This window comes from Psychromonas antarctica (genome assembly GCF_022267535.1).
GTDB classification, from domain to species: domain Bacteria; phylum Pseudomonadota; class Gammaproteobacteria; order Enterobacterales; family Psychromonadaceae; genus Psychromonas; species Psychromonas antarctica.
This window is the reverse complement of sequence record NZ_JAHNZV010000007.1, coordinates 63619-90397: the sequence shown is the minus strand read 5'-3', so window position 1 is coordinate 90397 and position 26779 is coordinate 63619. Positions and strand designations below refer to the sequence as shown.

Annotated in this window: 25 protein-coding genes; 8 read left to right on the top strand and 17 right to left on the bottom strand. The window is 40.6% G+C overall.

Going from position 1 to position 26779, the window contains the following annotated elements; all coding sequences use genetic code 11:
* Nucleotides 1-121 precede the first annotated feature (121 nt).
* On the top strand, nt 122-514 hold the full coding sequence (locus KSO91_RS03735; RefSeq protein ID WP_238741478.1) for an OmpA family protein: 393 nt from the start codon (nt 122-124) through the stop codon (nt 512-514).
* 333 nt (nt 515-847) lie between these two features.
* Here KSO91_RS03735 and lpxC read toward each other — a convergent pair whose 3' ends face one another.
* The 16 genes from lpxC to mraZ all read right to left on the bottom strand — a co-directional run bounded on the left by lpxC (nt 848) and on the right by mraZ (nt 18744).
* On the bottom strand, nt 848-1774 hold the full coding sequence (gene lpxC / locus KSO91_RS03730; RefSeq protein ID WP_238741476.1) for a UDP-3-O-acyl-N-acetylglucosamine deacetylase: 927 nt from the start codon (nt 1772-1774) through the stop codon (nt 848-850).
* Nucleotides 1775-1856: 82 nt separating this feature from the next.
* Nucleotides 1857-3041, bottom strand: coding sequence for a cell division protein FtsZ (gene ftsZ, locus KSO91_RS03725; RefSeq protein ID WP_238741474.1), 1185 nt, complete (start codon nt 3039-3041; stop codon nt 1857-1859).
* Nucleotides 3042-3077: 36 nt separating this feature from the next.
* Nucleotides 3078-4322, bottom strand: coding sequence for a cell division protein FtsA (ftsA, locus tag KSO91_RS03720; RefSeq protein WP_238741472.1), 1245 nt, complete (start codon nt 4320-4322; stop codon nt 3078-3080).
* A gap of 52 nt (nt 4323-4374) precedes the next feature.
* Complete coding sequence (locus KSO91_RS03715; RefSeq protein WP_238741470.1) at nt 4375-5121, bottom strand: cell division protein FtsQ/DivIB; 747 nt, start codon at nt 5119-5121, stop codon at nt 4375-4377.
* 1 nt (nt 5122) lies between these two features.
* Nucleotides 5123-6046: a D-alanine--D-alanine ligase gene (locus KSO91_RS03710; protein WP_238741468.1), complete on the bottom strand. Its 924-nt coding sequence runs from the start codon at nt 6044-6046 to the stop codon at nt 5123-5125.
* Nucleotides 6046-7506 (bottom strand): UDP-N-acetylmuramate--L-alanine ligase, encoded by a 1461-nt coding sequence (gene murC / locus KSO91_RS03705; protein WP_238741466.1) that lies wholly within the window; start codon nt 7504-7506, stop codon nt 6046-6048. Before murC ends, KSO91_RS03710 begins: the two co-directional genes overlap by 1 nt.
* A 30-nt stretch (nt 7507-7536) precedes the next feature.
* Nucleotides 7537-8604, bottom strand: a complete 1068-nt coding sequence (gene murG, locus KSO91_RS03700) for an undecaprenyldiphospho-muramoylpentapeptide beta-N-acetylglucosaminyltransferase (protein WP_238741464.1) — start codon at nt 8602-8604, stop codon at nt 7537-7539.
* Nucleotides 8597-9796 (bottom strand): putative lipid II flippase FtsW, encoded by a 1200-nt coding sequence (gene ftsW / locus KSO91_RS03695; protein ID WP_238741461.1) that lies wholly within the window; start codon nt 9794-9796, stop codon nt 8597-8599. Before ftsW ends, murG begins: the two co-directional genes overlap by 8 nt.
* Nucleotides 9796-11133, bottom strand: a complete 1338-nt coding sequence (gene murD / locus KSO91_RS03690; protein WP_238741459.1) for a UDP-N-acetylmuramoyl-L-alanine--D-glutamate ligase — start codon at nt 11131-11133, stop codon at nt 9796-9798. The genes ftsW and murD overlap by 1 nt, the downstream gene beginning before the upstream one ends.
* A 2-nt stretch (nt 11134-11135) precedes the next feature.
* Nucleotides 11136-12218, bottom strand: a complete 1083-nt coding sequence (gene mraY, locus KSO91_RS03685) for a phospho-N-acetylmuramoyl-pentapeptide-transferase (protein ID WP_238741457.1) — start codon at nt 12216-12218, stop codon at nt 11136-11138.
* A gap of 31 nt (nt 12219-12249) precedes the next feature.
* Nucleotides 12250-13665, bottom strand: coding sequence for a UDP-N-acetylmuramoyl-tripeptide--D-alanyl-D-alanine ligase (locus KSO91_RS03680; protein ID WP_238741455.1), 1416 nt, complete (start codon nt 13663-13665; stop codon nt 12250-12252).
* On the bottom strand, nt 13662-15191 hold the full coding sequence (gene murE, locus KSO91_RS03675; protein WP_238741453.1) for a UDP-N-acetylmuramoyl-L-alanyl-D-glutamate--2,6-diaminopimelate ligase: 1530 nt from the start codon (nt 15189-15191) through the stop codon (nt 13662-13664). The genes KSO91_RS03680 and murE overlap by 4 nt, the downstream gene beginning before the upstream one ends.
* 2 nt (nt 15192-15193) lie before the next feature.
* Nucleotides 15194-17026 carry a peptidoglycan D,D-transpeptidase FtsI family protein gene (locus tag KSO91_RS03670; protein WP_238741451.1) on the bottom strand — a complete coding sequence of 611 codons (1833 nt, stop codon included), beginning with the start codon at nt 17024-17026 and terminating at the stop codon, nt 15194-15196.
* Nucleotides 17023-17337, bottom strand: coding sequence for a cell division protein FtsL (ftsL, locus tag KSO91_RS03665; RefSeq protein WP_238741449.1), 315 nt, complete (start codon nt 17335-17337; stop codon nt 17023-17025). Before ftsL ends, KSO91_RS03670 begins: the two co-directional genes overlap by 4 nt.
* Nucleotide 17338: 1 nt before the next feature.
* Nucleotides 17339-18286: a 16S rRNA (cytosine(1402)-N(4))-methyltransferase RsmH gene (gene rsmH, locus KSO91_RS03660; protein WP_238741447.1), complete on the bottom strand. Its 948-nt coding sequence runs from the start codon at nt 18284-18286 to the stop codon at nt 17339-17341.
* The gene (gene mraZ, locus KSO91_RS03655) at nt 18286-18744 is read right to left on the bottom strand and encodes a division/cell wall cluster transcriptional repressor MraZ (protein ID WP_238741445.1); all 459 of its coding nucleotides are present in this window, start codon (nt 18742-18744) and stop codon (nt 18286-18288) included. Before mraZ ends, rsmH begins: the two co-directional genes overlap by 1 nt.
* A 323-nt stretch (nt 18745-19067) precedes the next feature.
* Here mraZ and rsfS point away from each other — a divergent pair, with 323 nt between their 5' ends.
* From rsfS to KSO91_RS03630, 5 genes are read left to right on the top strand one after another with little or no spacing between them, the layout of a single operon-like run.
* Complete coding sequence (gene rsfS, locus KSO91_RS03650) at nt 19068-19394, top strand: ribosome silencing factor (protein ID WP_238741443.1); 327 nt, start codon at nt 19068-19070, stop codon at nt 19392-19394.
* Nucleotides 19394-19864: a 23S rRNA (pseudouridine(1915)-N(3))-methyltransferase RlmH gene (rlmH, locus tag KSO91_RS03645; RefSeq protein ID WP_238741441.1), complete on the top strand. Its 471-nt coding sequence runs from the start codon at nt 19394-19396 to the stop codon at nt 19862-19864. Before rsfS ends, rlmH begins: the two co-directional genes overlap by 1 nt.
* A gap of 3 nt (nt 19865-19867) precedes the next feature.
* Nucleotides 19868-21754, top strand: coding sequence for a penicillin-binding protein 2 (gene mrdA / locus KSO91_RS03640; protein ID WP_238741439.1), 1887 nt, complete (start codon nt 19868-19870; stop codon nt 21752-21754).
* Nucleotides 21755-21756: 2 nt separating this feature from the next.
* Nucleotides 21757-22857 carry a rod shape-determining protein RodA gene (gene rodA / locus KSO91_RS03635; RefSeq protein WP_238741437.1) on the top strand — a complete coding sequence of 367 codons (1101 nt, stop codon included), beginning with the start codon at nt 21757-21759 and terminating at the stop codon, nt 22855-22857.
* 5 nt (nt 22858-22862) lie between these two features.
* Complete coding sequence (locus KSO91_RS03630) at nt 22863-23636, top strand: septal ring lytic transglycosylase RlpA family protein (RefSeq protein ID WP_275113898.1); 774 nt, start codon at nt 22863-22865, stop codon at nt 23634-23636.
* 61 nt (nt 23637-23697) lie between these two features.
* Here KSO91_RS03630 and pmbA read toward each other — a convergent pair whose 3' ends face one another.
* Entirely contained in the window at nt 23698-25023 is a 1326-nt protein-coding gene (gene pmbA, locus KSO91_RS03625; RefSeq protein ID WP_238741435.1) for a metalloprotease PmbA, read from the bottom strand.
* A 181-nt stretch (nt 25024-25204) separates the two neighbouring features.
* Here pmbA and yjgA point away from each other — a divergent pair, with 181 nt between their 5' ends.
* Together yjgA and KSO91_RS03615 are read left to right on the top strand one after the other, a co-directional pair.
* Nucleotides 25205-25711, top strand: a complete 507-nt coding sequence (yjgA, locus tag KSO91_RS03620) for a ribosome biogenesis factor YjgA (protein WP_238741433.1) — start codon at nt 25205-25207, stop codon at nt 25709-25711.
* Nucleotides 25712-25937: 226 nt separating this feature from the next.
* A complete protein-coding gene (locus KSO91_RS03615) occupies nt 25938-26297 on the top strand; it encodes a DUF2750 domain-containing protein (RefSeq protein ID WP_238741431.1) in 360 nt (119 codons plus the stop codon).
* The last annotated feature ends 482 nt before the right edge of the window (nt 26298-26779 follow it).

Sequence of the window (26779 nt, the reverse complement as noted above, 5' to 3'; positions counted from 1 at the left end):
TCGATGTCTCTTGTTGTATTATCCTTTGTCTAGTTAACAAGTATTTTACCACAATGAGACATCAACCTCTTTAAAATCATCGAGTTATTTGGGTTTTATTGTTTGTTTTGAATCCCGAAACTTGAGTAATAACTGTATTAATCAATTACTACCTTACAATTTCGATGATATCGCTTATAGCATACTTAAATATAATAAAAATGGGGTACAACTGACGCCTTTTTCCAAAAAACGTCTAAAAATGATTGGTGATTATATCAAACATGATGAACATATAAGTGTCATCCTTGTTTCAGGCTACTCAGACAGCTACGGCGGCAGCCACCATAACCAACAATTATCCGAACAACGTGCAACATCAGTCAAGCAATATCTTGAGCAGTTAGGGCTAGATAATGAAAAAATTCAAGTAACAGGATTTGGTGAAAAACTGCATGTAGCCGATAACCGTGATGTATTAGGCCGTATGCAAAATAGGCGGGTGATTATTTCAATTGAAAGGGAAGAAATTTAAAACAAAGCTCTTGATTTTAGATACACGACAAAGGGGTTAATAAAGTAAGCAAGTATTGCGCGGGGAAAATTAACACTAACAAATTTTTATATGCTTTTGTATTACAGTAAATACATTAATTTGCGATTCATTTATGCTTGTTAAAATAGTTGTTAGCTTCATCATTGATTTTTCATACGCCTAAATAGAATATTTAATTAATGAAATTGCTATTACCCTCCGCAGCTTATAAATAGCGAGGCTAAGAGCACAGGCAAAGATAAAACCAGCACAAAAAAAAAGCCTTTACAAAACAGAGTGTTCTATAAAGGCCGATTATAAATATTACGATGCTTAAAGCGCGAATACAGGTTCAATGTATTGAATTGGAGATTCACTCACTGGCTCTTCAAATGTCACCATTTCCCAAGCTTCTTGATCGGCTAACAAAGCACATAACAACTGATTATTGAGTGAATGCCCCGTTTTAAAGGCTTTCAGATGGCCCAAAATAGTGTAACCGGAAAGGTACAGATCACCAATCGCATCCAAGACTTTATGCTTAACAAATTCATCCTCATAACGCAAACCTTCAGGGTTTAAAATGCGAAACTCATCTAAACCTATAGCATTATCCAGACTTGCGCCTAACGCTAAATTATTTGCTTGTAACTGCTCAACACCCTTCATAAATCCAAAGGTTCTTGCACGGCTAATCTCTTTAACAAACAGCTCACCTGAAAAATCCATTTCGATATGTTGGTTTTGACCTTCAAAAACAGGATGATCGAAATCAATTTTAAAATCCAAGCTGAATCCAGAAGCCGAGGGTTGCAGTTCAGCCCACTTGCCTTCTTTTTCATCTTCTACACGCACTGTTTTTTTAACACGAAGAAACTTTTTAGGGGCGTTAAGTTCTTCTATACCAGCAGATTGTAATAGGAAAATAAAAGGGCTTGCACTACCATCCATAATTGGGATTTCAGGGGCGTCTACATCAATAATAATGTTGTCAATACCTAACCCTGCAAGTGCAGCGGAAAGATGTTCAACAGTTGATATTTTCTGACCCTGTTCATTAACCAAGCAAGTACATAAAAGCGTTTCTTGTACCGCCTGCGCATGAGCTTTAAAGCTAACAACAGGTTCTAAATCGATGCGACGATAAACAATACCTGTATTTGCAGGCGCAGGATGTAACTCAATGGTCACTTTATTGCCTGAATGTAAACCAATGCCCGTTGATTTGACACTTGTTTTTAATGTTCTTTGTTTAATCATCGTCCCCCCCAATCACTCTTAATTTTGCTAGATTATAGCAGTTTGCGATATCCATCACAAATTTAACTCACATAATTGCCAATTAATCTGCTTGTTTACGCAAAAATGCAGGGATATCTAAATAACTTCCCTCAGGTTTGGGCTTCGCATCGACATTTTCAGGCTCTTTGCTCTGCTCAGCACGCACTTCTTCTTGGACAACATCGGTTACACTTTGTTCAACTGTCAAGACACTATTTTTAACAGTGGCAAGATCCGACTTTCGTTCTCCAAGGCCAGTAACAATCACCGTAACATGCAGTTCACCCGTATCAATTTTAGGGTCAACGGTCACACCGATAATAATTTGAGAATCAGCAGAAGCAAACTCTTTTAGTGCATCCCCAACAGTCTCATATTCATCCCAAGTAAAGTCCATCCCCGCTACGATATGTACCAGTACACCTCGCGCGTTAGAAAGATCCACATCTTCCAATAGCGGACAAGAGATAGCCTGTTCAACCGCTTCTTCAGCGCGATCTTCACCAGAAGCAATACCGATCCCCATCACCGCTGTTGTCCCCGCTTCTGTCATGACGGTTCGAACATCAGCAAAGTCAATATTAATAGTGCTTTCTTCATTATTAATGATCGCAGAAAAACCAGAAACAGCATCGAACAATACGTTATTAGCGGCTTCTAATGCGCCGAGGAATGAAACACCTCTAGGCAATGATTTCTGCAATTTATCATTAGGGATAATTAACAAAGAATCAATATGTTCAGATAAACGCTCGATACCTTGATTCGCATAATTAATGCGTTTTTTACCTTCAAAAAATGACGGCTTAGAAACAACACCAATCGTTAACGCGCCCAGCTCATTGGCTATTTCAGCGACAACAGGAGAAGCCCCCGTTCCCGTTCCGCCCCCCATACCTGCAGCAATAAAGACAACATCAGCTCCCATCAGAACTTCGCGGATATTGTCTTTATCTTCTAATGCCGATTTATAGCCAATCTCTGGATTTGCACCAGCACCTAACCCATTTGTGATGGTTGCACCAAGTTGTAAACGGATATCTGCTTTTGATGAACGTAAAGCTTGCGCATCCGTATTCATGGCAATAAATTCAGCACCCGTCAAACCTTTTGCAATCATATAATTGATGGCATTGCCACCGCCACCGCCGACACCAACGACTTTAATAACAGCTTGCTGTGTATATTCTTCATCAACTATTTCAAACATTTGTTCTTTTTCCACTTTATTTAAATCTTCAGACATTGTATCTCTCCAGCTTAGTGAGATATAGCTCAGCAATTAATACTCTTTTTTTATCCAGCTTTTTAATTTATTAATCAAAACGGATAAACGATTTTCTTCCACTGTTTCTTGACTTTCAGTAAACTCATCTTTCTTATAACGCAATAAACCTAATACGGTTGAATATGAAGGGGTATCAACATCAGAAGCTAACCCTTGTATATTTTGGGGTTTACCTATGCGAACCGGTGTATTATCAAAAACTTTTTCTGCAACTTCAACCAAACCTCCAATTTGTGCAGCACCACCCGTAAGAACTATGCCTGCAGCAAGATGTTGTTTTAGTCCTTCAGTTGCAAATGTACTGTCGAGTTTATACAGCGCTTTTTTGATCATCCCCAATAATTCACTGTAACGAGGCTCAATGACATCAACTAGCATTTGCCTTTGTAAACTGCGAGCAGGTCTTCCACCAACGCTTGGTAATTCAATTATTTCATTCGGAGTGATATTATCGCATTTTAAACAACCATACTTAACTTTAACTTCTTCTGCTGAGGTTGGCGGCGCACTAAATGCGATGGCAATATCATTAGTCACTGAATTACCGGCATAATCTAAAACGGAGCTATGTCGTAATGCCCCAGCGATATAAACAGAAATATCCATGGTGCCACTGCCCATATCGACAACGCAAACGCCAAGTTCTTTTTCATCTTCACTTAAAATAGCAACGCTTGAAGCGAGGCCAGAAAAGGTTAATTGGTCTATTGCTAGACCACATCGTTCAACCGCTTTTTCTAAATTCTTAACTAGATCATTATGACAGGTAATAAGGTGCACATCGGCTTTTAATTTTACCCCTGACAATCCCACAGGGTTGTGAATACGCCCTTGCGAGTCAATTGAGTACTCTTGGGGGATGACATGCAATAAACGTTGGTCATCACGAATTTTAATTGAGCGCGCGTTGTGCAGTACACTTTCAACATCATAAGCCGTTACCTCACGATCTTCTATCGCCCAAGTGCCTGCTTCATTTAAAGATTCGATATGGGAGCCGGAAATAGATAAATTCACTGATGACACTTTACAGTCAGCCATTTTTTCAGCACTTGCTAATGCTTCAAGAATAGACTGCACAACAGAGTCTAAATCACTCACAGAGCCTTTATCTACGCCTTTTGAGGCAGCTTCGCCAACACCAACAATATTGATGATATCATTATCCAATTGCTCGCCAATTAAGAGGACAATTTTACTACTACCAATATCTAATCCGACTGTGTAACTACTTTCCATACTCAAAGTTCACCGTTTGTCTTTACAAAAGAACATCAAAATTGCAGCATTTTTATTTAACATTGCTACCTGTTTTTTTCCAACCAATCGCAAATCCTGTATCATAACGCAGATCAACATAGTCGATTGTTTTAACATCATATTTTTTTTCTATCAGCGGGAATACACTTAAAAAACGCTGAATACGATCCAATTTCTGCTCCTGACCTAAACGTAATGCAATACCATTTTCTAAAACGATATCAATTGAATGACGTTTATTACTGCTTAGTGAAGCAACTTTAAAGTTGTTAACTTTTAACAATTGATTGATTTTCATATAACTTGTTAAAATATCATTGGCAAATTCATCTTCACCATAAAGAGCAACCTTTCTACCCAGCAAGGTATCCGGTGATGCTATAATTATCTCTCCGAAACGATTTAATAAAGCTCGCTCATTCCATATAGCAACTATTGATTGCTCAACAATATGAATCTTCAATGTATCAGGCCAATTTTTACGTATCGATACAGAGTAAACCCATGGCAGGTTCTCTAATTGCTGCTGAATTTGCGCTATCTCTAATGTAAAAAAATTTAATCTATCTTTTTGATCATTCAACACTAAACGCACATCGTCTTCGGATATATGATCTATTGTACCGGTCAATATTAACGAGGTTAACGGCAAAGATTGCTCATCTGTTAACCAAGTCTTTAATTTAAAATAACTGTTTTGTAAGATATAAATTAACGTAATAAAAAAAAGTAAGCTGATCCACTTTCCTATTTTCCATTTTTTTAAATTATTCCACATATTATGACAGTGATTGCTTTAATATTTCTAAAACAAGTTGGTTAAAATCATAACCAGCATGCTTAGCTGCTTTAGGTACTAAGCTGGTTTCTGTCATCCCGGGCACCGTATTCACTTCCAGTAAAGACCAGCGGCCTTCTTCATCTAACATAAAATCAATACGTCCCCAACCACGGCAGCCAATCGCATCAAAGGCTTTAATAGCCAACTCATTTAACTCTGCTAGTTTTTCTGGGGCAAGCCCACAAGGGCAAAAATATTGAGTTTCCGTTGAGTTATACTTGGCCTGATAATCATAAAATGTATTGTCAGTTTGCATACGAATAGCAGGTAATGCTTGCCCATTTAAGATCGAGACAGTGTACTCTTTACCTACTATCCAAGATTCAAGTAACACTTTATTGTCAAATTTAAATGCATTAAATAAAGCATCAGCAAGTTCTACCGCATTGCTGACTTTAGCCATACCAATACTTGAACCTTCATTGACCGGTTTAACCATGACAGTGCCCGATAAGGCGTTTAGTATATCTTCTGATTGCCTAGGATCAAAGTCATCTTTGATGATGATTTGATAACTTGCAGTAGGCAGTTGATAACTCTGCCAAATCTGTTTGGTTTTAGATTTATCCATGGCAATGGCGGAGCTTAAAACATCACTGCCAGTGAAGGGAATTTGCAGCGTAGTCAAAAAACCTTGAATACAGCCATCTTCCCCTCCTCTACCATGCAAGGCAATAAAAGCACGATCAAATCCCATTGTTTTTAGTTGCGAAATATTATCATGTTTGGGATCCAAAGCGATAGCATCTATACCTTGCGCTAATAATGAGTTTAACACTGCCCGACCAGAGCGTAACGAAACTTCACGCTCGGCACTATTACCACCTAACAAGACCGCAACTTTACCAAAATTTAAAGACATTAACTTTCACTCGCTTGTTTCATTTTTTCTATATCTAATTTTAATTCAGCTAGGGTTTTAACGACCGCCCCAATGTTACCTGCGCCTTGAGTTATCAGCAGATCCCCCTCTTTAATGACTTGCGCAAGCATCGCCGGCAGGGCTTCAGGCGTTGCTACAAAAATGGGTTCTTTATCACTGCGCAGACGGATCGTACGACACAAAGAACGACTATCGGCGCCTGCTATCGGCGTTTCACCGGCTGCATACACATCAAGTAAGAAGAGTTGATCAACCTGTGCCAATACCTGCGCAAAATCTTCATAGAGATCACGTGTGCGCGTATAACGGTGCGGTTGATAGGCCATCACTAAACGTTTATCAGGCCAGCCAGCACGCACAGCATTGATGGTAGCCTGTACTTCTGTCGGGTGGTGACCATAATCATCCATTAGTAGCACCTTACCGCGGCCCGTTTCAAACTCACCATATTGTTCAAAACGACGACCAATTCCTTCGAATTTTGTCAGCGCATCGAGAATGGCTTGATCGGGGATATCCTCTTCCATCGCCACCGCAATCGCGGCAGCAGCATTTAGCGCGTTATGTTTACCAGGTAAATTTAATTGAATTTTAAGATCGGCTTTATTAACCCTATGCACTAAAAATTCACTGCGATTAACCGTCTGTTTAAAGGCCGAGACGCGAATATCTGCTTGTTCATGAAATCCATAGGTAACACACTGTCGAGCAAATTTCGGAATTAATGATTCTACAACGGCATCATCTAAACAAACAACCGCAGTACCATAGAAAGGAAGGTTTTGGATAAACTGCACAAAGGTATCTTTCAATATTTCAAAATCACCTTGATAAGTGCCCATATGATCCGCTTCAATATTGGTAACAACGGATACCATTGGTTGTAAATGTAAGAATGAAGCATCACTTTCATCCGCTTCGGCAATTAAATATCGACTTTGCCCTAGTTTAGCATTGGTGCCAGCACTATTTAATAACCCACCAATAACAAAGGTAGGATCAAGATCGGCCTGATTATAAATACTGGCAATTAAACTGGTTGTGGTTGTTTTACCATGTGTGCCTGCGACGGCTACACCATGGCGATAGCGCATTAATTCGGCTAACATTTCTGCGCGGCGAACAATGGGAATACGTGCTTGTCGTGCAGCCAGTAATTCCGGATTTTCGAGGTTGATCGCAGTTGAGACGACGACCACTGATGCTCCATAAATATTATCTTGCTGATGACCGATAAATATTTCCACGCCAATTGAACGGAGGCGTTTGACGACTGCATTTTCAGCAATGTCAGAACCGGTTATTTTATAGCCTTCATAGGCAAGCACTTCAGCAATCCCGCCCATACCTGCACCACCGATACCGACAAAATGGATCTGTTTAACACGACGCATTTCCGGAATCATTGTACGTATTTGTGCAAGTTTAATTTTCATCATAATAAGCCACTAATTCTTGTTGTTGTTCGTTTAAATAAGTTCATTACAGATAGCGGCAACCCGCTCAGTTGCATCTATAATTGCTATTTTTCTACTGTTTTTAGACATCTCTTCGAGTAATGTCCTATTTTGGCTGAATCTATGTAAATAATCACTCAATTTTTGTTCATTTAATTCATTTTGAGGGATCAACACTGCCGCTTTAATCTCGACCAACTGCCCGGCATTTTTTGTTTGGTGATCATCTGTTGCATGTGGCAGTGGTACAAAAATAGCCGGTAAACCAACGACTGCAATCTCAGCAACTGTCAATGCGCCAGCACGACAAATAACTAAATCGGCCCACTGGTAAGCGGCTCCCATATCCGTTATAAATTCCTGTACATCAACTTCGATGCCTCTTTGTTGATAGGCATTCTGTAAATATTGATAATGTCCCTTACCACTTTGATGTAATAGTTTAATCTGTGATTTATCAAAATGACTGAGCACCTTTGGTAGCAGTTCATTAAGTACTTTAGCGCCGAGACTTCCCCCCACAATCAACACTTTAAGCGCGCTATTTTGCAATGATATTTTTTTTGCGGGCAAGCTAATAAGCTGCTCACGCACCGGGTTACCAACCAAAATAGCTTTTGCACTTGGAAATGCGCCAGAAAATCCCATTAACACTTTTTTTGAAAAGTAATATAAAATGCGATTAGTAAGTCCTGCCGTTGCATTTTGTTCATGGAGAACAACCGGAATTCCCAAAGTCCATGCTGCAATTCCGCCCGGTCCACTCGCAAAACCTCCCATTCCTAACACTAAATCCACTTTGCGCTTTTTTAGGACCACACGCGCTTGCAGAATTGATTTAATGACTCGCAAAGGCGCCATCAATAAACGTTTTATGCCATTGCCTCGGACACCAGCAATATCAATAAAATCGATTTCGTAACCATGCTCAGGTACAAGTTGCGCCTCGATACGATCAGCGGTGCCTAACCAACTGACTTGCCATCCCTTGCCTTTCAAATTATCAGCAACGGCAAGCCCAGGAAAAACATGTCCCCCAGTCCCCCCAGCCATCACCAATAAGGTTTTATTTTTAATCATGGAGCGCATCTTCCTTTACTTTTTTGGGTTTTATCAGCTTAGTCAGACGTACTTGCCCCGATGCTTGTCGGGTTTCAAAATCGATGCGTAATAATAAACCGACTGCCAATGCAATCGTTATCAAACTAGATCCGCCGTAACTCACTAAAGGCAATGTGAGTCCCTTAGTTGGCGCGATCCCTGATGCGGCCCCAATGTTTACTGCCGTTTGAAAAGCAAACCAAATCGCAATACCAATGGCAACGTAGCCAGAAAAAACAAAGGATTGCTGTAGTGCCCTTTTACCGATTGAAAATGCCTTGTAAACTAAAACAAATTCTAAAACAATGACCACAGTGACACCTAAAAAACCGAGTTCTTCAGCAAGAATCGCCATAATAAAATCTGTATGTGCTTCGGGTAAATAGTCCAACTTTTGTACTGAGTTACCAAGCCCTTGACCAAACCAGCCACCTCGACCAAATGCCATTAAGGACTGTGTTAGTTGATAACTACGACCAAACGGATCCGCCCATGGATCTAAAAAACCAAAAACACGTGCCATGCGATAAGGCGAGGTCACAATAAGCACAACAATGACCGCAAGTAGCGATACTGCAATACCGATAAAGGAAATTAATTTGGCATCGGCGATAAATAACATCCCCATCATGACCACTACAATCACCACCATCGAGCCTAAATCCGGTTGTAATAATAGCAGTAATGCGAAAGCAGATAAGATAATCAGCGGTTTAATAAACCCTTTTATAGTATCGATAACCTCTTCTTGGCGGCGAACAAGGTAACTGGCTAAAAACAGTACGATCGCTAATTTTGCAAACTCTGAGGGTTGTACATTGAGTGGCCCTAAGCGTAACCAACGGTGTGAACCATTGACTTCAGTACCGACCAATAAAACAGCTAATAACCCAAGAAATGCGATGGTTAATATAAGGTTTTGCCTGTCATACCAGCGCTGCATTGGTATGGAGACCACAACAGCGAGCCCAGCCAAACAAATAAGAATATATATGATATGGCGTTTCAAAAAACGAAATGGCTCCGATGACAATGCGATCCCTTCTGGGATGGAAGCCGAAGCGACAATCACCATGCCCACCGCCATCAAACTGAAAACGACAACAAGAAGCAGACGATCATAAGCCTGTTGATCCTGCTTAACGCTGTAAAAAAGAGCCAATAGCTTCATTAAGTTATGTCCGTTGTTAATGCCCTAACCAGCGTTTTAAAATGTTCACCGCGCGCCATAAAGTTCGAGTACATATCTAAGCTTGCACAAGCTGGTGTTAAAATAACTAAATCCCCTGTTTGACTGCTATTCGCTATCAGTTCAACTGCGGCATCTAAATTTTGTACTCGTTTAGCCCGTTGATTACATAGAGCAATTTGTTGTGCGTCCTTGCCAAAACAGACTATTTCACCTTTGATCTCTTGCAGTACAGCAGTTAATTCACTGAAATTAGCACCTTTCCCCTCGCCCCCCAAAATAACATGAATATTACCTTGTATGGTATCTGACAAGCCACTTAAGGCCGCTTGTGTTGCACCAATATTGGTCGCTTTAGAGTCATTTATCCAGCGTACACCATTGATCTCTGCAACAAACTCACAACGGTGAGTTAACCCCCTGTATTGTTGCAAGATACGCAGCATGGCATCTTTATCAAGACTCACCGCCTCACCCAAAGCGAAAGCGGCCAAGGCATTCATCCAATTATGTTTGCCACTGAGTTTAAGCGCGCTAACTGCTAACAAAGGTTTACCATTCAGGGCTAAAAACACATGCTGATCTGAGTCGTTAATTAAACCGTATAAGTGACTATCAAAACCAAAACTGATCGAGGGTAGATCTTCTGTCGTTGGGTAAGTTAATAAATCGTCTCGATTAAACAACGCTTTTTTACACTGCTTATAAATAAGCTGTTTAGCTTGCACGTAGTGCTGGTAAGAATCATATCTATCAAGATGATCTTCACTTACATTCAAAATAGTAGCGATATCGGCATCTAATGAGCGTGTTGTTTCCAGTTGAAAACTTGATAGTTCAAGAATATATAAATCAACATCGGGGCTGAGCAGATCCAATGCAGGAACACCAATATTGCCGCCTACCGCTACATTAACATCCGCCTCGAGTGCCATCTCGCCAAGTAAACTGGTCACGGTACTTTTGCCATTTGACCCCGTAATGGTCACTAATTTTGCATGACGGTACGGGGCTGTTTTCAGCTTTCGAGCAAATAGCTCAATATCACCGATAACCTCACATCCAGTTCGACTGGCAAACTGTAACGCTGGGGTTGCCAAAGCAATACCCGGACTGGCAATAATCAATGGAAAATTAGCCAATAACAGGCCATTTAAGGGCCCTTTAATCAACTTAACATCGGCACTTAATTTATCTTCGCCAGGCGGTGTTTCACGGGTATCAAAAACGCTAACTTGGTAACCCTCTTGTCGTAAAAAGTTAACACAAGATAATCCAGTTATTCCCAGCCCTAAAACAGCAACCTGCATCTCTGACATACTTAACGTACCTTCAATGTCACTAAACCAATTAAAACCATCACAATAGTGATAATCCAAAAACGTACAATTACTCGTGGTTCTGGCCAGCCTTTCTTCTCGTAGTGATGATGAATAGGTGCCATGCGGAATATTCGTTGTTTACGCATTTTATATGAGCCCACCTGCAGAATTACCGATAAAGTCTCAACGACAAAGATACTGCCCATGATCACCAATAAGATCTCTTGGCGTACTAGAACGGCAATAACGCCCAATAATGCACCTAAGGCTAACGAACCGACATCGCCCATGAACACCTGCGCCGGATAGGTGTTAAACCATAAGAACCCCAGACCAGCCCCCACAATAGTGCCACAAATAATAACCAGTTCACTGGCTTTAGGTATATAAGGGATGTAAAGGTAGTGCGCGTAATTGACATGACTGGTTAAATAAGCGATTAAAGCAAAAGCGGCCGCGACCATCACCGTTGGCATAATAGCTAATCCATCTAAACCGTCAGTTAGATTGACAGCATTACTGCTACCTACCACTGTGAAATAAACAAGAGGGATAAAAAGTAGCCCCAGATAAGGCATATACTGTTTAAAAAATGGCATCACAAAAGTAAGTTCTGCAGGGGAAGATGCGGTATAAAACAGGACAATAGCCAACACTAGCGCACTAATAGATTGCCAGAAATACTTCCAGCGCGCTATCAAGCCATCAGGATGTTTACGCACTACTTTCAAATAATCATCCATAAAGCCAATTGCACCAAATGCAAGCATTGTAAAGAGTACAATCCAAACATAATGGTTATCCAAGCGTGCCCACAGTAAAGTTGAAAGGGTGATCGCCGCAAGGATCATAATTCCTCCCATCGTCGGAGTGCCCGCTTTGCTAAAATGAGATTCGGGACCGTCATTACGCACGATCTGTCCAATCTGCATTTTTTGTAAATAACGGATAAGTTTAGGTCCAGCCCATAATGAAAAGGCTAAAGCGGTTAAGGCGGCCATTACCGTGCGCACCGAAAGATAAGTCAACACATTAAGGAATGTAAAATGACTTGAAAACAATTCTGCTAACCAAACAATCATGGATTTTCCTATTTTATAACGGCTTCAATTTTTAATGAGTACTGCTTATATAAGCCACAATTTTTTCCATTTTAGTGCCTCGTGAACCTTTCACTAAAATAGTTAATTTTTCACTGTTTTGTAATAATATTTTTTGTAAATGCCCGTTTAATGCTTGCTTATTAATAAAGTGCACGCTCCCCTTAGCACCGCTTTGTTTGAATGATTGCGCTGTCAGAGAACTTAACCTGCCGACAGTAAATAATTTTTTGATCCCCTGCTGCGCCGCATACTGGCCAATCGCTATATGCTCTTGTGCACTATAGGGCCCCAGCTCTGCCATATCACCTAAAATTAATAGATGGGCACCTGAATATTGAACAAGCAGATCGATAGCCGCCTTAACTGAAGCTGAGTTGGCGTTATAAGTATCATCAATCACAGTGATTAGCTTGTTAATTTGAGTCGCTTTGACACGCCCAGCGACTTCTGTGACTAAGCTTAAACCACTGCTTATAACGTCTAACCCACAACCTAATGCAACCGCCATACTGGCTGCCGCTAGCGCATTACTCACATTGTGCTTTCCGGCTAAATTTAGTTGGATTGAAGTCGTTTTTAAGAGGTCATCAACCTGCAAATTTAAGGTGAAGGTTGCTTTACCTAATGCATTAAGTTTTATATCGGAGGCAAATAACGTGGCATTTTTATCTGTTTGTGAAAACGTCATAATTTTGCATTTTTGCAACTTCAATTGCTGCAGATATTGATCAGCAAAATTTGCATCAAGGTTAACCACTGCACACCCCTGAGCAGTTAAGCTTGACCATATTTCGCCTTTCGCTTTTGCCACTCCCGGTAGAGATTTAAATCCTTCTAAATGAGCTGCCGTGACATTATTGATCAGCGCAACATCCGGCTTAGCAAGCTGCGAGGTATAGGCTATCTCTCCGGCATGATTTGCCCCTAATTCAACAACAGCAAAACGGCTTTGCTCAGTTAAGCGTAATAAAGTCAATGGCAGGCCAATATCGTTATTAAAGTTACCGGCTGTGGCTAATACCCCTTCTTTTTCATTACAAAACTGACGTAAAATTTCGCTGAGTAACTCTTTTGTACTCGTTTTACCGTTACTACCGGTAATTGCAGCACACTTTAAAGCACTAATTTTTTGTCTAACATAAGCGGCCAGCAAGCCTAATGCGATGCGTGTGTCTTTAACTACGATGTAAGGTAATTCACTTTCCACACGCCGTTCAACCAATAAAGCGGCTGCGCCGGCTGTTTCAGCTTGATTTAAAAATTGGTGAGCATCAAATGACGCGCCACGCAATGCAATAAACAAGCAGCCTGTTTCAATTGTTCGGGTATCGGTACTAACTGTATCAATTACCCGCTCTGCATACGCACTATTGCTTAACTTACCATTGGTCGCTTGTGCTATTTCATTGATCGATAAAGGGATCATAAGTCTGCCTTGTTCAAATCTTTATATTGCTCTTTTCGTAACGAAGCGAGGAGTGCGCGATCACTGTAATGCAAACGTTTATCACCAATAATTTGATAATCTTCGTGCCCTTTACCAGCTAACAAGACGATATCACCGGGCAAACTATTGGTTAATAAAAATAACACTGCTTCTTTTCTATCATGAATTTTCATCACAGCACGGGCTTGATTAAAACCGCGTAAAATATCTTCCATTATGTCTTCGGCCGATTCGCTGCGCGGATTATCATCAACTAGAACGACTTTTTGTGCAAAATTTTCAGCTACTTTTGCCATTTCAGAGCGTTTCCCTTTATCTCTGTCACCTCCGCAGCCAAAAACACAGATTAATCTCCCCGATGATTTATGCTTTTGCAGCGCAATCAGCGCTTTTTCTAATGCGTCTGGCGTATGTGCATAGTCGACGACAAAAGTGATATCCTTTTTAGCAAAATAATATTGCTCCATACGACCAGGTACGCTGGTTAATTTTGGGAAAATAGCTTCGAGTTGCGCAATGGTTATATTTTCAAGCAGTAATTGCGTTAATACCGCGGCCAAATTAGACACATTGAAGTCACCATAAAATGGTGCTGAAATATGACCAGCCCCCCAAGAGGATTCAAATTTAAAGTCAACCCCTTGTGCCTGATAATTAACCTTGGAGATGCTTAAATAAGACTGTCCTTTAGAAACTGACTGAACGTTAAAACCATAAGCGACTGCATCTGGAAATTCCTTTAACCATGCTTTACCTGTTGCATCGTCACTATTAATAATTCTATATTTCACTGCATGCTCAGTAAATAATGCTTTTTTAGCCGCACCATAATTTGCCATTGAGCCATGATAATCAAGATGATCGCGTGATAAGTTAGTAAAAATAGCACTGTGGAAGGGTAAAGCACTGACTCGACCTTGACTTAAACCGTGGGAAGAGACTTCCATGACGGTATACTCAACCTGTTTTTGTTGGTAATCATATAACTCAGCGAAAACAGAAAGCGCATCTAATGTGGTATTTAAACTGCTTTTAAGCTCACCAAATAGACCATTGCCTATGGTGCCCATTTGCGCACTTTTTTTACCTAATAAGGTAAAACAGTTAACTAATAAACTCGCGATGGTTGTTTTACCATTAGTGCCAGTCACTGCAACGACATTATGTACATTTTGTTGCGGGAAATAAAAACGATACGCAAGCGGGCTTAAAATAGCCGGCAACTGGTAAATATCGATGACAGGAACGCCGGCGAGGTAAGTAATAATGCCATGTTGGCTTGGATTAGAGGTTTCAGATAAAACCGCTGACGCACCTTGCGTAATCGCCTTATCAATAAAAGACCGGCCATCTAAACACGCGCCCTGCAAAGCTACAAATAAGCTATCTTTGACTACGTTTCTGCTATCTAGTGTTAAGCATGACACCATCACATTATCAATATCAGCAGACAGCCATGGCTTTAACAGTTTTTTTAGCGGTGTCAATTCTGACTGCGTCTTCATTATTAGTAAGACTCCAGCAAAGTATAACGTTCGTTTTCATCATCAGGGCGAACATCACTTAATAGCAGAGCACTTTTCATTACTGCAGAAAACACCGGTGCAGCAACATCACCCGCATAATAACGGTCGCCTTGTGGTTCATTTATCATCACCACAATAGCAAAACGAGGTTTGCTAATGGGCGCTAATCCTGCAAAAACAGATACGTAGTCATCCCCATAACCACCGGCTTCGGCTTTTCTTGATGTACCTGTTTTACCCGCTATTCGGTAACCTTCAACTTTTGCTTTCGGTGCAGTACCTCCTCTCTGGCTTACGCCCTCCATCATATCCACCACTTCCAACGCAATATTACGCGGGATAACCCGCTCCCCGATTGCAGGTGTGGCACTTTTTAATATTGAGGTTGGATACTCTATGCCGCCGCTGCCTAATATCGCATAAGCTTTAGCCAACTGTAGCGTGGTGGTAGTAATGCCATAACCAAAGGACATCGTCGCCAATTCAAAATCAGACCAACGATGACGCAAGGGTAAGCGTCCCATACTTTCACCGATTAATGCGATACCCGTATCATTGCCAAAACCGAAATCAGAGAATGTTTGCAATAACTGTTGAGGTTGTAAACGCAAGGCTAATTTACTTATCCCTATATTACTGGATTTCTTCAAAATCATGGCTAAATCAATTTTCCCCAAATTATGCCCATCGCGAACGCGACGACCACCTACATGCATCCAACCTGGAGAAGTATCAATCACTTCATCAACATCTGTTTTACCATAGATAAGTGCGCTTGATACAACTAAGGGTTTCACTGTAGAGCCCGGTTCAAAGGTGTCTGTGATGGCCCGATTTCTTAGTTTATAGGGTTGGTATTGACTGCGATCATTGGGATTAAAGGACGGATAATTAGCCATCGCATAAATCTCCCCCGTATTCACATCTAACACCACTATCGAGCCTGATGTTGCATCGTTTATTTTCACCGCGCGTTTTAATTGGCTGTAGGCGACGGCCTGAATACGTTGATCGATACTTAACTGTAAATTGCCCGCTGCTTTTTTTACTTCAAGCACTTCAATATTATCAATAACGTTACCGAGTCGGTCTTTACGTACACTTTTTTTGCCATTTTTTCCTTGTAAGTAACTATTATAAGTTTTCTCAATGCCTTCTATGCCGCGGGAATCGAGATCCGTTAACCCCAAAATATTGGCATTAATTTCACCCGTTGGGTAAAACCGATGTGATTCACGTTGGTTAGAGATGCCTGCTAAGTTTAATTTTTTTACATAATCGACGATAGGTTCATTTACTTGTCTTCTGAGATAGGCAAAACGGGAGTTTGGCTTTTGTATAACCTCAGCCAGTGTTTGCATATCAATATCCAATACTTCCGCTAATGCAGGCCATTTTTTTGATTCATAAAAATACTGTTTGTTATGCTTTTCTTTTCCCGTTTTCGGGTCTACTTGCACATTCGCCAACCATTCATCACGAGTAAATGCATACGCGGCTTTTACTGTTTTAGGATCAACCCAAATAGCATAAGCAGGCACACTAATAGCGAGTTCCTCTCCATACCTATCTTCAATATTACCGCGATGCGCCAACGATTGTGTTACTCGCAAACTGCGTTTATCGGCTTCATTAGTTAAATATTCTGGGTCAATAACCTGAAGATAAGCAAGACGGCTGATTAAAAGTAATCCCACCAGAGCAATTGTTAGCGACACAAACAGATAACGCCACGAAGAAAATGTGGCGTATACTTTATTCTTTTTTGTATGCTTATTGGCTTTCGATTTTGCCAAATTCCGTTTCATTTTCATGGAAGTTCCACTAATACACTATTATTTTTTGTAGGTTGCACCATCGATAATTTCATTCGCGCGATACGACGGATCCGGCTGTGCTCATCTAGGGTATGTTCTTCAATTAACAAATTGCGTTTCTCAATCAATAAGTTATCTTTCTGTTGTGATAATTGTTCTTTTTTGGTTACTAATTCGCGTGTTTCATGAGTGATATAGATGTTATAAAACGCGCTAAGTAAAATCGCCAAACCTAATAACAACGCAAAAAAATGACGTCGCAAGTCAGCAAGAATTAAAAATAATAAATGATCTCGTTGGTCACTCAATTTAGTCGCTCTCTGGCTCAGCTGTTTTTTGCGCAATACGTAATACAGAGCTGCGGGCTCGTGCATTATCAGTGATCTCTTCAACACTCGGTTTTAATGCTTTTCCAATTGCTTTGAGAGTTTTACCATGTTTCATCTGCGCTTCTGTTAATGGCAATCCAGGTGGGTATTCACGCCCTTTTTCCTGTTTGCGGATAAAGCGTTTAACGATGCGGTCTTCCAGCGAGTGAAAACTGATCACAGAAAGGCGCCCGCCAACAGCAAGTATCTCTAACGCACCATCTAGCACTTTATGGATCTCTTCTAATTCACTATTTACATAAATTCGAATCGCTTGGAAACTACGTGTTGCAGGATGCTTTTTCTTCTCCCTTTTTGGGCAAAGACGTTCAATTAATTGTGCCAACTGCAAAGTACGCAAAAACGGTGTTTCAAGACGATCAGCGACAATCGCACGCGCAATACGGTAAGCAAACTTCTCTTCACCGAAAGTCTTCAATACCCAGCCAATATCATCAACATCCGCTTTTGCTAGCCATTGCGCCGCGCTAATACCCGATGTCGGATCCATACGCATATCCAACGGACCATCACGCATAAAGCTAAAGCCACGCTCTGCATCGTCAAGTTGTGGAGATGACACGCCAAGATCTAACAGCACGCCATCTATTTTGCCAGCTAACCCGAGCTCTTTAACATAATCAGCCAGTCCAGAAAAAGGACCATGTACGATAGTGAAACGCGGGTCTTCCTTCATTAAGGCTTGTCCCGTTGCGATCGCGCGAGGATCTCTGTCGATCGCTATCAAACGGCCGTTTTCGCCGAGCTGTTTTAAAATATGGCGGGAATGACCACCACGACCAAACGTACCATCAACATAAATGCCATCTTTTTGTAACGCCAAGCCATTTACAGCTTCATCAAGTAGTACTGTGATATGTTCAGTCATTACAGTGAAAACCCCTTTAATCGTTCGCTTAACTCATTACCCGTTGGTAAACCTTGTTGTAAATCTTGTTGTACTTGTTGATGCCACATATCTTCATCCCACAGTTCAAATTTATTGAGTTGTCCAACCAGCATCACTTTTTTTTGTAGTTTTGCATGCTGCCTTAGTGTTGGAGCGATTAAAGTGCGCCCACCTTTATCTAACTCACTCTCCGTTGCATACCCTAAGATCAGCCTCTGCAAACGGCGTTCTTGTGGATCGGTACTGGATAAAGCGCGTAATTTTGTTTCAATGAGTAACCACTCGTTTAAGGGATACAGCAATAAGCAGGGCGACTGAAGATCAATGGTGCAGACAAATTGATCTTGGCAAGTATCCGTCAACCATTCGCGATAGCGCGTTGGAATAGCGATTCTTCCTTTGGTATCAAGATTAATTGCACTGGCGCCACGTAACATTACAAATAAGATCCCCGAGCGAATTTCAATAAAACAGACTTAAATTAGAGAAAAAGATCCACTTTTTTGCACTTTTCCCCACATTAGCCGATGAAGTTTAATAAAGTGGGCGATTAATGCAAGTAAAGCCGTATTTATTTTCATGCTTTTATTCACAGATAAGTAATTAAGGTGTTTAAAATTGAAAAAAGTTGAGCTATAAGAAATTGAGCGATGCGATTACAATGTGAAATTATCATCAATATCGTTCAACTGGGTTTACACTGTGTTATAATCCCATGCTATTAAATTTTTTAGCTTATTTTTTATTAAAGGAATATCCCTTGCAAGACCAACAATTAAAGCAGTTCGTGATACAACAACTTGAAGATATGAAAGCAAAAGAGATCACTGTTATTGATGTGTCAGCGACATCAAACGTAACGGATACTATGATTATCTGTACTGGTAACTCTAAGCGTCATGTTCGTTCTGTTGCTGAACAAACAGCACTTGCTGCTAAGCGTGAAGGTGAAACACCTTTAGGCATCGAAGGATTAGAAGGGAGTGAATGGGTACTACTTGATTTAGGCAACATTGTTGTACACGTAATGCAAGATGAAACTCGTCAGTTCTACCAGCTAGAGAAACTTTGGGAACAGTGTGCTTAATGAAAATTCAGTTAATCGCAGTAGGGACAAAGATGCCTGACTGGGTTGAAAAAGGATATCAAGAGTATGCAAGACGTTTCCCAAAAGAGATGCAACTGGAGTTACTAGAAATAAACGCAGGGAAGCGTGGCAAAAATGCAGACATAAAGCGGATCTTAAAAAAAGAGGGTGAACTCACCCTTGCCGCTATTCCCAAAGGCAATAAAATTGTCACATTAGAAGTAACGGGTCAGGCTTGGACCACTGAACAACTCGCAGATGAAATGACACAATGGCAACGCGATGCAAGAAATATTAGTTTATTGATTGGCGGTCCAGAGGGGCTTGATCCGGAATGCATTTTAAAGTCAGAACAACGTTGGTCACTTTCTGCTTTAACCTTACCACACCCTATTGTACGTATTATTGTAGCTGAAAGCTTATATCGCGCTTATACATTAACCATCAACCACCCTTACCATAGAGATTAATAGGTGGTTAAGCAACGCATAAGCATCAGAAATCATTCGGCTGAATCTACTCTTTTTATGCGCCGTACTTTGGTGTTTTTTATTGCGATTTTATTTGCTATTGGCATGCTAATTAGCAATCTTTATTACCTACAAATTAGCTCTTTCCAAAGTTATCAAACGCGTTCCAATGATAACCGTATCAGTGTGCAAACAGTGATCCCTAATAGAGGTCTTATTTATGACCGAAATGGCATAATACTAGCGGAAAACAGGCCGGTATATAGCTTGCAAGTCATTGTAAGTAAAACCAAAAACCTTAAAGAAAATATAGAACAGCTAAAAGAACTACTCGCATTAACCGAGTCAGAAATCAGCCATTTCAACAACACAAAGCGGCAAACTCGTTCCTTTAAAGAGATTGTTATTCGTGACAATTTAAGCCCCAAAGAAGTCGCTGTTTTCACGGTGAACCAGCACCGATTCCAAGGTTTTTCTATTCAAGCCAACCTTAAACGCTTTTACCCTTTTGGTGACTTATTTACTCATGTTCTTGGTTATATCGCCAAAATCAACAGTAAAGACTTGCAGCAGATTGAGCAGCGTGGCGACAGTGCAAGCTATCGAGGGACTAAGTATATAGGTAAGTTAGGCATCGAAAAATATTACGAAGAACTCTTACATGGAGAGCCAGGGCTGCGCCAAGTAGAAGTCGATAGCTGGGGAAAAGTCATTCGCACTCTAGACTTTACGCCACCTGTCCCGGGTAAAGACCTTAAATTAAATATCGATATTAAGTTACAGCTTAAAGCACAACAACTATTAGGTGACTACCGCGGCAGTATTATTGTGATGAACGCTAAAACAGGCGGTATTTTAACCCTTATTTCCAATCCAAGTTATGATCCCAATCTGTTTGTACAAGGAATCAGTCGCAAACAATATCAGAAGCTTTTGCAGTCAAAAGATCGCCCATTAATTAACCGTGCGACACAGGGACGTTACCCTCCGGCCTCGACCATTAAACCGCAGATGGCACTATTAGCATTAGATAGCAAGGTGATAACAGAATCGACTGTGATTTATGATCCAGGTTGGTGGATAGTGCCTGGGTCGAACCGTCGTTTTAGAGATTGGAAACACTGGGGGCACGGTAAAGTCAATGTCAGTCGCGCCATAGAAGAAAGCTGCGATACATTTTTCTATGATACAGCATACAAGGTAGGCATCGATAGAATAAGTCCATTTATGGAGGAATTTGGTTTCGGAAAATACAGTGGCTTAGATATTGGTGAAGAGACAAAAGCGATTATGCCTTCACGCGAGTGGAAAAAAGCACGTTTTAGAGCGCCTTGGTATGATGGAGATACTATTTCAGTCGGTATCGGTCAAGGATACTGGACAGTAACCCCCATTCAATTGACCAAAGCAACCGCTATTTTGGCGCGTCGCGGAGAAATTATTGAGCCGAATGTGCTGCATTCTATAATTTCGGTCGGCGGCTCTTTTGCTGCTGCGCATGAGCCCCAAAAACCAATACAGCTACATGATGAGCATTACTGGGATATTGCTTTACAAGCGATGTTAGGTGTCACCAGTAAAAGAAGCGGTACTGCGCATCGTGCATTTGCGAACACATCTTATAGTGCCGGCGGAAAATCAGGAACAGCGCAAGTAGTTAATATGAAAGAAGATGAAAAATACGATGCCAGTAAGATGAAAGAGCGCCATCGTGATAATGCCATGTTCGTCGCATTCGCCCCTTTTAAATCACCCGAAATTGTCGCAACCGTTGTCTTAGAAAATGCAGGAGGCGGAAGTAGCAATGCAGCCCCTATGATTCGCGCTATGTTTGATGAGTATTTTGATAACCAAGCAGCGACTTCTGATATTAAACCATTAGGCTTTTAAACATGGTCAGTACGCAAGCACAGAAAAGCATCTTTTATCGTTTACATATCGATCCGTTACTATTATTGGGAATTTTTTCCTTAATGGGGCTGAGCCTAACCGTACTCTATTCAGTTGGGGGCTATGAAATGTTAATTAAACAGCTTATTCGCTTAGGGATTGCACTGGGTGCAATGATAATATTGGCACAGATCTCGCCTGAGATGTATCAACGCTGGACACCAGCTATCTTTATTGTCGGCGTGCTGCTTTTGGTGGCGGTACTGGTTGTTGGCCATATAGGGAAAGGCGCCCAACGCTGGTTGGATCTCGGCTTCACTAAATTCCAGCCCTCTGAAATAATGAAACTTATTACGCCGTTAATGGTTGCTTATTATATCAGCCAATATACCCTCCCCCCGCGCCTTAAACAGGTGTTTATCGCACTATTAATCGTTATCACCCCAACCATTTTAATTGCGAAGCAACCCGATTTAGGCACGTCAATATTAATAGCCTCTTCGGGTCTCTTTGTACTTTTTCTGTCCGGTATTTCATGGCGTTATATCACCATCGCAGTTGCTGCTGTGGTCGGTTTTTTGCCCATTCTTTGGTTTTATTTAATGCATGAGTACCAACGAGGGAGAGTACTAACGTTAATTAATCCCGAGGCCGATCCACTTGGTACGGGATATCATATTATCCAATCAAAAATTGCGATTGGCTCGGGCGGATTATGGGGCAAAGGTTGGTTAGAGGGAACACAATCACAACTTGAATTTTTACCTGAGCGCCATACTGATTTTATCTTTTCCGTTTTTTCTGAAGAGTTTGGCTTTATAGGCATTCTGCTGCTGCTTACTGTCTATCTGTTTATTATTGGCCGCGGTTTATGGATTGCTAACCAAGCGCAAGATGCTTTCACCCGCTTAGTTGCCGGATCTATCACTTTAACCTTCTTCGTCTACGTATTTGTTAATATTGGCATGGTAAGTGGGTTATTACCCGTTGTCGGCGTCCCTTTACCATTAATTAGTTACGGTGGCACATCAATTGTAACCTTACTGGGAGGCTTTGGGGTATTGATGTCCATTAATACCCACAAACGTTTTAACATTAAATAAGAATAATGATGAATATACTTAAAACAGTCCCATTAGTGCTTATTTTTTTAGTGAGTGGCTGCAGCATCTCAAATAGCCGCTATCAAATTAAAAATGATCATAGTCCATCAGACATACCGCCATTAGGGCATATTGAAGATGTTAATCCACGTTATGAACCCTATTCACGCGGTGGAAATAAAGATTACCGAGTGCGCGGTATTGATTACAAAGTGTTCACACATCTTACAGAGTTTACCGAGTTAGGTAATGCCTCTTGGTACGGTAATAAATTCCACGGGCACCTCACGTCCAATGGCGAACGCTACAATATGTTTGCTATGAGTGCGGCCCATAAAAATTTACCTTTACCCAGCTACATAGAGGTCACTAATTTAGAGAACAACAGAAAAATTATTGTACGCGTGAATGATCGAGGGCCTTTTCATGCAGGGCGAATTGTGGATCTTTCTTATGCCGCCGCGCAGAAACTCGACATTATCGATTCAGGTACAGCAAAAGTGAAAATCAGATTATTACATTTTGCCAAAGAGGAAAGCCAAGCTAATCAGTTTAATGGCGATTATTATATTCAATATCTAGTTACTTCATTAGCTGAAAAAGCGGAGAAATTAGGATCTGAATTAGAACTTAAGTACCACGTTAAAGGCCTATTCTTGAAAGAGGATAAGCACTATAAATTACGTTTAGGTCCTTTTAATAGTCAGTTAAAAGCACAGCGTTTGCTAACAAAAATTCAACAAGATTACCCAACTGCCTTTATTATTAAGCTGAAATAATACCTTATTTACAGCTTTTTATAATACAGTAGGTGAAAATGTCTTTATTTTAAGAAGTAAGTTATTGCCCAGCAATCTTCATCTTTTCAATTAAAATAGAACCCGTTTTAAGACTACTCCGCGGGTCTATATCATTGGCAACGGCAACAATATTTAGAAACATCTCTTGCAAATTGCCAGCGATCGTAATTTCATGAACGGGATAAGCGATCATGCCATTCTCAATCCAGAAACCAGATGCACCTCGAGAATAGTCCCCCGTTACTAGATTCACGCCTTGCCCCATTAACTCTGTGACAAATAGCCCGGTGCCCATTTCTTTAAATAGACCAGGCAAGTCTAAACATCCTGTTGAGATAAACCAATTATGAATCCCACCTGCATGACCCGTGCTTTGCATCTTTAATTTTCGCGCGGCATAACCCGTTAATAGATAAGTTTGTAATACCCCATTTTCAATAATATTGCGGTCAACCGTTTTACCGCCTTCTTGATCAAATGGCACACTGGCAATCCCTTTACGAAGTTGCGGTTTTTCAGAAATAGTCATCCACTCAGGAAATATTTGCGTGTCTAAACTATCGAGTAAAAAACTTGATTTTTTATATAAGCTGGTACCACTAATGGCCCCGACTAAATGGCCAAATAAACTACTGGCGGCTTCTGGGGAAAAGATAACAGAGGATTGTTGCGTCTTTATTTTACGCGCACCCAGCCGATCCAGTGTACGTTTCGCGGCGTCATCGGCAACCCACTGAGGGGTAAATAAATCCGCCATATCACGCGCACTGCTGTAGCTGTAATCACGCTGCATTTCATCACCTTGTTGCGCGATTAACACACAACTTAAACTATGACGACTACTTGCGTAACTATGCAAAAAACCGTGCGTATTGCCATAAACGCTGATACTAGAATGACTATTCATCTCTGCGCCATCGGAGTTAACAATACGCTTATCACTACTAAGTGCGATATCTTCACAGGCCTTAGCAATTGCTAATAACTGTTCGGTACTGTGTTGACTTGGATGGTAGAGATCTAAATCGGCCGGTTCGGTTTCCAAACTACTTAAATCTAACAAACCAGAGTAAATATCTTTGCTAGTATATTTAGCAATATCGACTGCCGCTTTGACTGTAGATTGAATCGCCCGAGAACTTAAATCTGCAGTAGAGGCACTGCCCTTACATTGATTAATGTAAACACTAATTCCCATTCCGCCATCGTTGTTAAACTCAATATTCTCAACTTCGCCTAAGCGTGTATTAACAGAAATGCCCGATGTTTTACCTAATGCGACTTCGGCTTGGTCTACACCGAGTTGTTTGGCAATAATTAGCGCTTCATTAACCGCATCTTGTAGTTGTTTTTTCTGTTCAATCATAAGTAATACACCGCCGAAATAAAATTTAATTTTGAGAGATAAAGAATAACATGCTTTAAGGCAAGCTTCTTCTGAAGATGTTATGATGCGCATAATTATACTCAAGCTACTTGTAAATCTATTTTAACCTTTCCAAGTAATTGGCCGTTGTCCCTTAAATCGCGTAATAGAAAAGAGCCCTATGAACAAAAAAGTAGAAGAAGTTATTGAAGATGAAATCAGTAAGTCACAAATCAAACGTGAAGCCGAAGCGTTAAAGCTGATTGGGCGTCGATTACTAGAGTTAAACAGTAAACAGTTGGCAAAAGTTCCGGGTAGTGAATTATTGTTTAACGCCATTGCTGTTGCGCACAAAATTGCAGGCAAACATGAAGCCCTGCGCCGCCAAATACAATATATTGGCAAAGTGTTACGTAATGAAGAGGTTGAGTTGATAACAGCAGCCCTTGACAAGCTCAGTAATAAACACCAGCAACTCACGCATGCATCGCAAAAGCTGGAATTAACACGAGATATGCTCATTGAGCAAGGTGACCCTAAGATTAATGAATTGATAACACAATTCCCTCAACTTGAGCGTCAAAAAATACGCCAATTAGTACGCCAGGCAAATAAAGAGCAAAAACAGGAAAAACCCGCCAAGGCTGCTAAAGAGTTATTTGCCTATTTGAAAACAATCTGTTTATAAGCGTCTATCTTCTGAACAAAGGAACTGCATAAATAAACAGTTCCTTTTCTTGCTTTACCACCCTTGTATAATAGCAAGCTGGTTAATAAAATAAGCTCAGATTACGTAGAAAAAGAGTTAAGAGCAAGACACACAATTGAGTAATAAAACTTAGCCCATGCAAACTATCAATTCATGGATAACTCAGTATACTGCAAAAATAAAATCAACTTAGATGGAAGAAATAATGGAAAATAATAATCAAGCACTGCCGACCTTCTTAGCTGAAGTAAAACCGACGCAACTACTTTGGGCACTACAAGATAAAAAAAGTGAAGATTGGGTTGTACTTGACTCAATAAATTATGAAGAAACAGAAGTAATGCCGCTCTGGTCTGACCAAGCGCTTGCTGCTGTGCATTGCACTGAAGAGTGGGAAGAATATGTCCCTGCTGCAATAACCTTGGCTGATTGGTTTGAGTTTTGGGTTGATGATCTGATCGCAGACGGCGTAGTCATCGGCATTAATTGGCTTGGTGAAGATAATGATTTAGAGATTGATCTATCTGAATTTACTCAGTCTCTCGCTGAAATTGAAGCTCTATAGATAAAGCTTGTTTAATACTCTCTATTAAAAGCCACTTGTTAAGTGGTTTTTTTCTTCGCTATTTTGAATCAAAAACTAAATACCGCTGTACAGCAGCATCAGCTTTCTTACGGCCAAATATCCTGTGCCGTGTTATAGCACTTAAAAGTGCTGAACATTCTGCATTTCACTGTGCCCCCTAAATTTGCTTTGAATCAGCCTAGGGAATAGCCATAACAACAAATCTTCCGCTTATAAATTAATGCTTAAGCCGATTCCGCATTATGCAATATTTAATTTTTTTCTTGTGGCACAAGGTTTAAATAATGTGTATAAAAATAATCTGCTAACCCGCTCAAATATAGACGATTTATTAGGTATTATGTATCAAAAACTAATCGTTGATCACTCTTTACAAAAAATTAATCACTGTTGCTTTGTATCGAATGATAGTTTGAATTATCCTAGACGGACCTAAGCAAACTAATACTAATATATGGTTT